Genomic DNA, 11,759 nt, shown 5'->3' with positions numbered 1-11,759 from the left:
TGCACTCGAGTCGGCAATAGTCCGCGCATCATCGAGACCGTCGGTCGGCGGGCCTAAGGATGGCGTCGAGGAGCACCAGAGGTTCAGTCCCAACCTCAGTAATAGTGGCCGTGAGGCCGGCGGGGATGCCAAAATGGGCATGGGCGGCGATCTCGATTTGCTCATTGGCCATCACGAGTATGCCGCGACCGCGGACCACGGAAACGGCGCAGAATCGATCCGGGCGCAGTTCAATCCCTCGCGCGGTCACCCGGGCGATGGAAAGTTCGAGTCCGCCCACGCCATCGCGGTCTGTCCTTTCCGCAGGAATGATCGGGTAACGGACGCTGGAGTAACGGTCAACGACTTTGGCGATTTCGCGCTCCAAATGGACGGTCCCATTGAGCTTGTGGCTGAGCAGAGGGGCTATTTCAAGCTGGTCAAGTTCGCAGGGCTGCGGCTCGACGTCGAGGAATACGCCCCAACCACCGCAGGTGAGCGAACCGAAGATGAATGGAACGTGATGCGTTTGGCTGCCGATGTTGGTGTAGCCGTGTCGCGTGTTGGGCGGAATTGGCATCGCATAACCCTCCGTGAGTTCAGCCTTGTAGTCGCCGAGAACAGTGTAGCCATGTATGGGCGAGTAGCCGAGATGGATTTCCACACCTTCCCGGTGGAGGTGGTAGGGAACATCTGAACGTGCGCCGTCAAGCCACGCGAGATTCCACGAGTGGTGGTCGCCATAAACGAGCGGCACAATCGTGATGCCAAGGTTCGGAACCACGAAGCTGCCTTGTTCTGGAGCCTCGGTATCGCGCGTGAGACGCAGGCTGTTACCGGCGGTGATCGCTTCCATGTGTCCCACGAAAAGATCGCGGATGCGCCGCAACCCGGCATTGCGTTCCAGTTCGCAGGCCGTGTCCAGCGCGTCCACGGTACGGGCGACGTGTGTGCAATAATGATGGAAAGTGGAGATAAGCGCACGCACGTCATTCCCCACCGTGTCCATGGAACGGTTGGCAAGATCAGCCAGCAACTCATCGGCGCGCAACAAGTGGGCTGCCGCCAAGCGATCATTGGGTGGAATCCTCTCCAGAGCACGGCGAGTGGCGTGAAATGCGCCTATGACTTGGCCGCGAAAGGCGTGGCTGTAAAGCCGCGCCAAGGCGATGTCACGGTCATTAATCCCCGAAGGAGCGCGCCCGCGAACATGGCTGTCGCAGGTCAGGTCGGCGAGTCGCTCATAATTCGGATGCATCCGAAGTCGGCTGATTTTGCAAACGTCGTTCATTGGTCTGGTGCTAGGCCTCGTATGTCAGGCAGTCTTGGGTGTGAACTCCTGTCGAAGCTGGGAGAGAAAATCATCTGCCGTGCGTTCGAGGTCAAACTCAAAATGCCAGTTCCAGTCGCGACGCGCGGCGCTGTCATCGATCACCCCGGGCCAGCTTGCGAGCAACGCGGCGACTGTTTCCTCCGGTTCAAAGCGTAGCACGGCCTCTGGAAGGCGGCGAAGGATTGCGTTGGCGATCTCGCGCGGCGTGACGGTCATGGCACCAATGTTGTATACGCGTTGCGTAAGGTGGGAAGCGGGAGTGGCTAGCAGATCGGCAAAGCCGCAAAGCACATCGCGAATGTAGATGAGTGCGAGCTTCGAGTCCGGACGCGATCGGAAAGTAAATTGCGCGTTCCGCGCCGCCTCGATGAAAGCGAGCGACGCCAGTGCGCTGGCAGCACCGGGGGGCGCGTGCCGCGACACGGTGATTGGCAGACGCAGGCAGCGGAAGTCCAGTCCGTGGCACCGGTGGTAATACACCCCAAGCCTTTCGGCAGCCATTTTCGTGACCCCATACAGACCGTCCGGCCATTGCGGTGTGTCGTCGGTCAGAACTTCTGGCAGCTGGCCACCAAAAGCGGCAATGGTGCTTGCAAATAGCACGGTCGGGCGTTTATGACGTAGTGCAGTCTCGAACAGCGCAAAGGTGCCGTCCATGTTTACTTGCCAGCCGCGCACGCGGTTTTGCTCGCAGTTTCCGGAAAGCAATGAGGCCAGATGAATCACCGTGGCTGGCTGAAGGCGGTCGAATACCCCATCGAGTTGTTTCGAATCGAGCAGATCACCGCGCTCGAATTCCGCGTTCGGTGCCACGCTGCCAATCGGCGCTGGGGCAACATCCAACAGAACGATGCGCTCGAATTGCTGCGACAGCGTCCAGGACAACTGGCACGCCAGGTTGCCTGCTCCGCCTGTGATCAGGCATGTGGACATGTTATGCATCCTCCGCGATAACCGGGTTGTTCAAAGCGCCGATTCGGTCAATCTCGATGGTCACTTTGTCGCCGGGCTTGAGGAACACCGGAGGTTTTCTGGCGAATCCGACGCCGTGCGGGGTGCCCGTGAGAATCACCGTGCCGGGCAGCAGCGTTGTGCTGCCGCTCAGGAAGGCAATGACCGAGGGTACGTCGAAAATGAAGTCGTCGCAGCGCCAGTCCTGCATCACTTGGCCATTGAGCACAGTGCGGATCTTTAATGCAGCCGGATCGGGAATCTCATCCTTTAATACAAGGCAGGGGCCGAGAGGCGCAAAAGTATCGAAGGTCTTGCCGCGACACCACTGGCTGCCGCCCCACTTGATCTGCCAGTCGCGGGCGCTGACGTCGTTGGCGCAAGTGTAGCCGAACACATAGTCTAGGGCGTTTTCGCGCGATACATTCTTGCAACGTTTGCCAATCACGACGGCCAGTTCGCACTCGTAATCCACCTCGTCGCTGCGGAGATGCCTGGGCAGGACGATGGGGTCGCCTGGGTTTTGCACCGCAGACGTGGCCTTCATGAACAATACTGGACGCTCCGGAATGGGTGCTTTTCCCTCCTCGGCGTGCCGGCGGTAATTCAACCCGATGCATAAAAGATTCACTGGCGCGACCGGGGCAAGCAGCTTATGGGGCTTCACGGTTTTTCCCGTGACTTCAAACTGTCCGAAGATGTCTCCGTTGATTTCTCGCGTGCTGCCGTCGGGTTGCAGGGATGCGTAATTTATTTCGTTCTGTGTGGTTTGATAACGGATGATTTTCATTTATTTGAGTATGAGTTGATTAGAAATCGTTACTTGCCTGCCGTGTAACCTCCATCCACAGCGAAGGCGCTACCAGTGACGAAGGCGGATTCATCACTCGCGAGGAAGAGTGCCGCGGCTGCGATCTCCGCGGGTTGCGCAAGCCGCTTAAGCGCGTGGGGCGCGACCATTTGTTTCATGTACTCCTGCGGGTCGGCGTATTCCCGCAAACGCTTCTCCACAAACGGGGTCTGCGTGCGCCCGGGGCAGATGCAATTGATCCGCACGCCCGTCGCGCCATGATCCATGGCCATTGCACGAGTCATGCCTAGGACCGCATGTTTGGTAACCGTGTAAGCGAGGCGGGATTCCATGCCGATGACGGCTGCGACGGAACCAAGATTGATGATCGAGCCGGCGCGGCGCTCGATCATTGATGGCAGTACAGTGCGGCTGAGAAAATAGGTGCCCAGAACATTGACTTTCCAGAGTCGGTCGAGATCTGTGGGTTCGGTGGTGAGGATTGTGCCCACGTGACCGACGCCCGCGTTATTTACCAGCACATCGCACCGACTGGAATTTTCCGCCAGCACACGTTTCACGAGCGTTTGGCACTCGGCTTCCTTCGTGACATCCACAACCGCGAGCTTCGCCTTGCCGCCCTCTTTTTCGATTCTGGACACAATTTTCCCGCCACCGGCTTCATCGTAATCGGCGACATAAACCAGCGCGTCGGCTTTGGCAAAGCATTCTGCAATGGCCGCTCCGATGCCCGACCCGGCACCGGTGACGATGGTGACTTTCTCTTGGAGTGAGAACATAAGTTTTAAATTAGCTATTTTCTGGATTGCATCTGCTTTGCATGCACGACGTTCTCAAGGCTCTCGCCCCAAACCGTCGCATGCGCAATGCGAGCCGAAGTGGTTCTCATTTCCTTTTTTGCCTCAACGCAGGAGAACGCCGCGTGACAGATCACGATCAGATTTGGTGTGGTCGCCTCTTCCGGGGAACTGAATGCTTCAAACGCTTCATCTTCAGTCACGCCAAAACCAGCGCCGCCCAACTGGCCCTCTCGTAAGGCAGCCAGGATTGCAGCCTTCTTGATGATCGCCACGCGCGCCGTGTTGACAATGAAAGCAGTTGGCTTCATCCATGCCATCTCGCGCTCGCCAATCATGTGTTGGGTTTCCCGGGTCAAAGGGCAATGCAGGGATACTACGTCAGCGTGACGGAGGAGTTCCTCAAGTGTGCGAGAACGGACGATTTCCGCCGCCTTATCCTCTCCGGTCGGCAGATAAGGATCGTAAAAGCAAACCTTAAAGCCAAAGGTTTTGGTCAGCAGTGCTGTGGCGGTGCCGATGCGGCCCAAGCCAATGATTCCAAAAGTCAACCCGCGCAACCGCAGCATTTGTGATTCATCCTTGATGAGCCCGCCCACCTTCTTCGACTCGGCTTCACTCGGGCAAAGTCGACGGCAAAATGCCAGCGCCAAGATGATTGCGTGGTCGGCGACCTCTTGAGTCCCGGAAGCGGGCAAATTGCAGACCGCAATTCGGCGCTTCTCTGCTGCATCGATATCGACCGATTCGAGCCCAACGCAGTTTCGAATGATGGCAACACGGGGCTTGATTGTATGCATATGGTTTCTTGTCCCGCTTCTTGCTAAACTGTCAAGACGTCGCGTCAGATTTTCAAATACTCTTCGAGCTTGAGCCCAACCATCGCCGCCGAGTCCCTCAAGCTATCTACGACATCCGATGGCAGCACAATGCCTTCCCGCACGGCGCGGGAATGTCGTTCCCATTCCATTTCACCCGGCACGTAGAGACGTTCGACGCTGTCAGCTCGAGGGGCTCGGTGAATCTCATCCACGAGCGCTTCGACGCGTCGTGTGAATTCTGAGGCAGGCATGATGGTGTTGACGTCAATTGCGATGAAGGCCGCCCCGTGATCAGTGGGCTTCGTGCCGTCATCCCACAACCAACTGCCCACTTTCCAAGTCACCGATGCTCCGCTCAGGATTCCCGTCAAGGTCTCGATGAGCAACGCAATGCCGTAACCTTTGTGGCCAGCGGCCGGTTGAAGCGCACCCACTTCAGGGTAACCGCTCGGATCAGTCGTGGGTTTGCCGTCTTTGCCAATGAGCCAGGTGTTCGGAATGCTTTCACTGCGCGTGCGGGCGGCGTAAACCTTCCCTCCCGCCACAGTGGCCACGGACATGTCGAGCAGAATGGAACGATGTTTACCCGCTGGCACCGCATAAGAAATGGGGTTGCTGCCGGTAATTGCGCCGCGCGAGCCGGGGGCGGCCACTGACGGAATGTCGTTGGCCATGCTCAGACCGATGAGTCCCTCATCTGCCGCCAATGATGCGTAGTAGCCGGCCGCACCGTAGTGGCAACTGTTCCGAACGCCGACATAAGCAATGCCGCAGGTTTTCGCCTTTGCAATCGCGGTGCGCATCGCGAAGACTGACGTGACCATTGCGAGAGCGGAGTGACCGTTGACGATGGCCCATGCCGGGCCTTCGGCAGAGATCGCAGGTCGGGCACTGGCGCGCAAGCCACCTGCTTTGAGCCGGCGCAAATAACCGCGGAGACATTTCGTTCCGTGGGTGAATGTTCCCCAAGCGTCGGTGAGCGCGAGCACATCCGCGCCGGTCCTGGCATCGGGCTCGGACAAGCCAGCTCGCTGAAATGCCTTCGTGGTGAAGCGATGCAACGCCTCGTAGGAGACAATAGAGCTCGAGCTTGGTGCTTTTGGCGTGCTGCTGATCATAAAAGAGTTGCCGTGCAAAGATGCTCGCCGATGCGGCGTAAACTTGTTTCAAGCGCATGACACATGCTCCGATTGTAAAGCGGGGGGTCTGCTGTGCCTTTGCTTTTCGTCTGTTTTTCAACTCTTTTTGCAGTTGACTCACGCAATCGTGATTATTTTATTGGTCAGAATGCCAGAATGCCAGCATGCCAACATTGTGACGCGAGCAATGGGATTTGCGGTCGCGCCGTCCGTTATGGTCAAGCCCGCGATTTTACTCCATTTACAATATTGGGCAGCGGCTGCCCCTGAACAGCGAGTGCAGCAATGCTGGCCGCAGTTTCGCGCAGCCGCTTCACTGCCGCCGGGCTGGCCGAGGCGATGTGCGCTGCGAGAATCACGTTTGGCATCTTGAGAATCGGATTGTTCGCTGGAATGGGCTCCGGGTCGAACACATCCAGCGCCGCACCGCTTAACTTACCACTCTGCAAGGCCGTCACGAGTGCGTTGCTGTCCACGAGGTCACCACGGCCAACGTTGATGAAAATGGCGCCGGATTTCATCTGCACGAACGTTTCTGTGTTGAACATGTGTCGGGTTTTTGGTGTGGAGGGGCAATGGGGGGTGACAATGTCGCTTTGCGCGAGGAGTGTGTCCAGCGAAGCGGCGGCTTCCGCGCCGGCTTTGGCAATTTCCGTTGCCGGAACGACCGGGTCAAACAGAAGCACGCGGCACTTGAACGCCAGCAACCGGCGCACGACCTCCCGACCGATGCGGCCGAATCCAATCACACCCACGGTCAGGGTCTTGAGAGTTTGCATGGCTGTCAATGGAACGGGCAGCCCCCATTTCCCCTCGTGCAGATGGAGCGTGTTCGGAACAACCTGTCGCGTGGTGGCAAGAACGAAAGCCAGCGTGTGATCGGCGACTTCATCCATGCAGTAGTCCGGAATATTGCAGACCGGGATATTGCGGCTACGCGCCGCTTCGAGGTCCACATTATCCACGCCGATCCCGTAGCGGACGATGGCCCGTGCCTTCTTCATCGCGCCAATGACATTCGCATTGATTTTGGCGAATTGCGTGATGACAGCATCGGCGTCGGAGACTAACCAGATCAGTTCGGCCTCGGTTTTGCATTGTTTGCTGACCAGTTCGATGTCCTTCGATTGGAGAAGTTGATTCTCGATGTTGAGGTCTGTAAAGGTCCAGTCGGTGATGACGACTTCGGGTTTGGCGACGCTCATAATTTAATTTGGTTGTTTCGATTGAAGTTGATGTTAACTCTTTCGCAACGGGCCGCCTGTTATTTTAACCGATTTTTTCGACGTTTTTCCCGCTTCGAAAGGTGCTGTCGAAAGGCAGGGGAAAAAAGAGAAATACAGCCGAAAAAAGCAGGCGATTGGCGCTGACCGCTGTTTAACTAACAGAAGATGACTCAGTTGAATCAAGAATCGGGATATGGTCCAGCTTTGTCCGGGCGCTGGGGAAATCATATTATTCAAGGGAGAACTCCAAGAAGAGCATGAATCAAACAAAGATCTCCAAACGGGTGTTGGTAACCGGCTCCGGTACGGGTATCGGCCGGGAAATCGCGCTGGAGTTTGCCCGCCAAGGCGCGGATGTGGCGCTCCATTACTCGCGCAACGACGAGGGTGCGCGTTCGGCAATCCAGGAAATTCGAGCCTTGGGCCGGCGCGCGGAGGCGTTCCGGGCCGACTTCAACGACGTGACGCAGACCCAATCCCTGGGCCAACAGGCCATTAACTTTCTCGGGAGCGTGGATTGCCTCGTGAACAACGCCGGCATCACTTTCAACCGGCCCTTTCTCACCGTGACCCCGAAGCAGTTCGACGCGGTTTACCATGTGAACATCCGCGGGCAGTTCTTCCTCACCCAAGTCGTGGCGGAAGACATGTTGAAGCATGGCGGCGGAGCGATTTGCAACATCACCTCCATCCACGGCGTCTCCGGCGCACCCGAACATTCAGTCTATGCCGGCACCAAGGGGGCGATCATCGCCTACACCCGCTCCCTGGCGGTCGAACTGGCGCACAAGGGCATTCGCGTCAACGCCATCGCGCCTGGGTGGGTGACGGTGGAAAATTATGCCATGGCGATTCCTGGCTTCAACGAAGAGGACGCGCGCAAGGTCGCCTACGAAAAAGTCCCGTTGGGCCGCTCCGGCGAAAAAGTCGAGATCGCGAAACTGGCCGTGTTTCTCTGCTCCGATGCGGCGGGCTACATCATCGGGCAGACGATCATTGCCGACGGGGGCACGACGGCGTTGATGTCGCTGATTTCGGATTTTCGGAATCCTTCCACCGCTAAATTCGGCGCCGGTTACGTGCCGGGAGTGTGAATTACCCGATTGAAAACCCTGCGTAAATTATGGGCGGTTCCCGAACTGGGCGTGCTCGTCCCGCTCGTGGTTTGCACGTTGGTGTTCTATGGCATGAGCCACTCATTTCTAAGCCACAACAGTGTGGCTTCGATGCTGCGGGCCATGGCTTTTGTCGGCATCATCGCGGTGGGGCAAACGTGGCTGATGATCGCGGGCGAGATTGATCTTTCGGTCGGCTCGGTGGCGGGTTTGTGCGCGGTCGTGTCGTCGTGGCTCATGAAACATGCGGGTTGGCCGGTCGAAGCCGGTTTGGCGGCTGGAATCCTGCTCGGATGCGTGGCCGGATTGATCAACGGAATCGTTGCGGTTCGATTTGGCATCCCCGCCTTCATTGCCACCCTGGGCATGCTCTACATCGCGCGCGGCTTCAATTATCTCCTGTGCAAAGGTTATCCGATCTATCCCATTCCTGATTCGTTGAAAGCGTTTGGCCGGGCCGAACCGCTGGGTTTGTCCTGGGCGTTTGTCATTTTTATCGGCGCAGTGTTGATCGGTGATTTCTGTCTGCGCAAGACGGTATTCGGCCGGATGGTTTACGCGACCGGCGGCAACAAGGAAGTGGCGCGCATCGCCGGGATCAACACCGATTGGGTGAAGCTGAACTGTTACATGCTGACCGGCGCGCTGGCTGGGATCGGGGGCATGCTCCTGATGGCCCAACTCAATGTCGGCCAGCCGGAGATCGGCGTGGGCTGGGAACTGGATGTCATCGCCGCGGTGGTGATTGGAGGCGTCAGCCTCTTCGGCGGAATCGGGACGGTCACCGGGACGTTTCTGGGTTTGATGATCATGCAGGTCGTCCGCAGCGGCTTGGTGGTCACGGGCGTCAACACCCACTGGCAAACCGTGGCGGTGGGCGTGATCATGATCCTCGCGGTGGGCGTTGATCTCCTGCGGCGGCGCACCAAGATATCGTGAAGGTGACGTGGTCGGTAACTTAATGGAAGGAAGCAATATGAAGATGATACGAAGCATGAAGTGGTTTGGGGTGGTTGGATTGGTCGCGCTGCTGAGTGGCTGCGACAAACCATCACCAGAGTCCTCAGCACCAAAAGCGATCGGAAAGAAGTTCTACTGGGTGCAGCCGATGAAGGGTCATCCGACCCATCAGTTGACACAGATCGGCTTTAGCGAGGGATGCAAGAAGCTTGGCTACCAAGTGGAAATCATCGGTACAGACAGCCCGGATGTTGCCGGCACGATTGCGCTGGCTGAACAGGCGTTGGCCAAGGGCGACGCGGCGGGCATCGCCATCTGGACCGGAAGTCCTGCTTGGAATCCTCTCATTGAGAAGGTTGGTAAGACCGGACTGCCAATTATTCTTCCGCACTTCCCAATACCCGAAGGCTCGGTGCCGGGCGCGACCGGTATTATCAGTTGTGATCCGGCGGCGTATGCAAAGGAAGCGGCGCGGGAAATTGGCAAGGCCATCGGCGGCAAAGGCACTGTCGCCATTACACAAGGTTCCTTTAACACGACCGAGAATTCGGTATCCGAGAACTTCACCAAAGCCATGAACGATTTGTATCCCGCAGTGAAGGTGCTGGCACCCGAGGAAGAAGGATTCGATGCCGCCAAGGCGATCTCGAAAGCGGTTTCAATGCTGCAGGCCCATCCGGACGTAGTGGCGGCTCTCTCGACCACGGGCGGCGGCCCGACAACTTGCGCGGGGGCGCAAAAGGAGGCCGGACGCAAGATCATTGCCGTGGGCATGGATTACATGCGGGTCAATTTGGATCTGGTGAAAGACGGTGCCGTGTATGCGGTGGTCAGTCAGCAGTTGTGGGAAGAGTCTTTCGGCGCGGCGGAACTGCTCGACAAAGTTGTGCGCGGCGAGAAGATTCCCTGGTGGACGAAGCTACCATCCGCGTTCATCACTAAAGACAAACTTGAGCCCTACTACACCCTCCTCGACAAGGTTGAGGCGGCCATCCATCGTTGACCGTGGACAGCCGCGTGACCAATGGCTCGGACCAGATGGCTGGGGACATCCTGACGATGCGCGGCATCACCAAGGAGTTCCCGGGAGTGCGGGCGCTCGATGACGTGACGCTGCAAGTCCGGCGCGGGCACATCCATGCGTTGCTGGGCGAGAATGGCGCCGGCAAGTCCACGCTGATGAAGATTCTCGATGGCGTTTATCCCGCCGGCACTTTTCAGGGCGAGATCATTCTGGCGGGCGCGCCCATCCAACTCCACTCGCCGCATGACGCCCAGCGCAAGGGGATCGGTTACGTCCCGCAGGAGATCACCGTCATCGAAGGTCTCACGGTGGCGGAGAATATCTTCGTCGGCCACTGGGCGGCTCGGGGAATCCTCGTCAGTTTCCGGAATCTTTTTGCGCGCGCGGCGCAATTCCTAAAACAGATCAACATCAATCTCGATCCCCATCGGTTGGTGTCTTCGCTCAACGCCAGTCAGCGGCAGTTGGTGATGATCGCCCGGGCCATGTCCACGAACCCCTCCGTGCTGATTCTTGACGAATCCACGGCCTGCCTGACGCAGGATGAAGCGGCGAATTTGTTTCGCATCCTGCGCCTCCTGCAACAACAAGGTGTCACCTCGCTGTTCAGCACTCACAAGCTGAGCGAGGTCTTTGAACTGGCCGACCGGGCGACGGTGATGCGTGACGGCGCCGTCGTGGCGCATTTTGACCGGAGCCAGCTCAACGAAAACGACATCGTGTCGGCGATGATCGGACGCAAAATCGAAAACTTCTATCCCGCCCGCGACTCCGCCGTCGGCCGGGACGAAGTGCTGCGCGTCGAGAACCTCACCGTGCCTCATCCCCACATCGCCAACAAGAACGTCGTTGAGGCCGTCAGCTTCGCCGTGCGGCGTGGGGAAATTCTCGGCATCGGCGGGCTGGTTGGTTCCGGTCGGAGCGAAATTGTGAACGCCTTGTATGGCCGCCTCCCGTGTAGCGGGCGGATTTTCATCGAGGGCCGTGAGGTCAGGATCCGCAATCCGCGTGATGCCAAGAACCACGGCATCGGCCTGCTGACCGAGGAGCGCAAACAAGACGGGTTGTTGTTCAACTTCGCCATCCGGGAGAACGTGACCCTGCACAGTCTGGCGGCGGTTTCGCGGTTTCAGGTGCTGGACCGGAAGCGCGAAACCCAGTTGGCCAACGACTACAAAGATCGGCTGGCCATTCGCGCGCCATCTGTCGCCACGTCCGTTGCGACGCTGAGCGGCGGCAACCAGCAGAAGGTCGTGCTCGCCAAGGTCCTGCTGCCGAATCCGAAGGTGCTCCTGCTCGACGAACCAACCAAGGGCGTGGATGTGGGCGCGAAGAACGAGATTTACAAACTGATGATGGACCTCGTGCGCCAGGGGATCGCTCTGGTGGTGATCTCCTCGGAACTGCCCGAACTGCTGGCGCTCTGTGATCGGTTTATCGTTCTGACCCGGGGAAAACTCGCCGACCAATTCACCAAAGCCGAGGCGAGCGAACACCGCCTCATGCTGGCCGCGACGGGACTGACCCAGGGCCGCCAAAATTTCCCCACCAGCCAAGACTTGACGAGCCCTTCGGCCTCGTGAACCGCGGCGCCGGCCAGACT

Annotated in this window: 11 protein-coding genes; 4 read left to right on the top strand and 7 right to left on the bottom strand. The window is 58.3% G+C overall.

Annotated features, from left to right (window positions below; genetic code table 11):
• Positions 1 to 28 precede the first annotated feature (28 nt).
• The 7 genes from HY298_08990 to HY298_08960 form a co-directional block, all read right to left on the bottom strand.
• Positions 29 to 1,237 carry a hypothetical protein gene (locus HY298_08990; GenBank protein MBI3850410.1) on the bottom strand — a complete coding sequence of 403 codons (1,209 nt, stop codon included), beginning with the start codon at positions 1,235 to 1,237 and terminating at the stop codon, positions 29 to 31.
• A 57-nt stretch (positions 1,238 to 1,294) separates the two neighbouring features.
• Positions 1,295 to 2,245 (bottom strand): NAD-dependent epimerase/dehydratase family protein, encoded by a 951-nt coding sequence (locus HY298_08985; protein MBI3850409.1) that lies wholly within the window; start codon positions 2,243 to 2,245, stop codon positions 1,295 to 1,297.
• Between the two features lies 1 nt (position 2,246).
• Positions 2,247 to 3,053, bottom strand: a complete 807-nt coding sequence (locus HY298_08980; protein ID MBI3850408.1) for a fumarylacetoacetate hydrolase family protein — start codon at positions 3,051 to 3,053, stop codon at positions 2,247 to 2,249.
• Between the two features lie 29 nt (positions 3,054 to 3,082).
• Complete coding sequence (locus HY298_08975) at positions 3,083 to 3,853, bottom strand: glucose 1-dehydrogenase (protein MBI3850407.1); 771 nt, start codon at positions 3,851 to 3,853, stop codon at positions 3,083 to 3,085.
• Between the two features lie 14 nt (positions 3,854 to 3,867).
• The gene (locus HY298_08970) at positions 3,868 to 4,671 is read right to left on the bottom strand and encodes a C-terminal binding protein (protein ID MBI3850406.1); all 804 of its coding nucleotides are present in this window, start codon (positions 4,669 to 4,671) and stop codon (positions 3,868 to 3,870) included.
• Positions 4,672 to 4,715: 44 nt separating this feature from the next.
• Entirely contained in the window at positions 4,716 to 5,810 is a 1,095-nt protein-coding gene (locus tag HY298_08965; GenBank protein ID MBI3850405.1) for an Ldh family oxidoreductase, read from the bottom strand.
• A 239-nt stretch (positions 5,811 to 6,049) separates the two neighbouring features.
• On the bottom strand, positions 6,050 to 7,036 hold the full coding sequence (locus HY298_08960; protein ID MBI3850404.1) for a C-terminal binding protein: 987 nt from the start codon (positions 7,034 to 7,036) through the stop codon (positions 6,050 to 6,052).
• A gap of 278 nt (positions 7,037 to 7,314) precedes the next feature.
• On the opposite strand from HY298_08960, the gene HY298_08955 reads away from it, so the two are divergent.
• The 4 genes from HY298_08955 to HY298_08940 are packed head-to-tail and all read left to right on the top strand — an operon-like array spanning position 7,315 to position 11,739.
• Positions 7,315 to 8,151, top strand: coding sequence for a glucose 1-dehydrogenase (locus HY298_08955; protein ID MBI3850403.1), 837 nt, complete (start codon positions 7,315 to 7,317; stop codon positions 8,149 to 8,151).
• Between the two features lie 9 nt (positions 8,152 to 8,160).
• Complete coding sequence (locus HY298_08950; GenBank protein ID MBI3850402.1) at positions 8,161 to 9,111, top strand: ABC transporter permease; 951 nt, start codon at positions 8,161 to 8,163, stop codon at positions 9,109 to 9,111.
• The gene (locus HY298_08945; GenBank protein ID MBI3850401.1) at positions 9,077 to 10,135 is read left to right on the top strand and encodes a sugar ABC transporter substrate-binding protein; all 1,059 of its coding nucleotides are present in this window, start codon (positions 9,077 to 9,079) and stop codon (positions 10,133 to 10,135) included. The genes HY298_08950 and HY298_08945 overlap by 35 nt, the downstream gene beginning before the upstream one ends.
• A gap of 56 nt (positions 10,136 to 10,191) precedes the next feature.
• On the top strand, positions 10,192 to 11,739 hold the full coding sequence (locus tag HY298_08940) for a sugar ABC transporter ATP-binding protein (protein ID MBI3850400.1): 1,548 nt from the start codon (positions 10,192 to 10,194) through the stop codon (positions 11,737 to 11,739).
• Positions 11,740 to 11,759: the final 20 nt, after the last annotated feature.

The organism is Verrucomicrobiota bacterium, from assembly GCA_016200005.1.
Lineage (GTDB): Bacteria > Verrucomicrobiota > Verrucomicrobiia > Limisphaerales > PALSA-1396 > PALSA-1396.
This window is presented reverse-complemented; position numbering and strand designations above follow the sequence as displayed.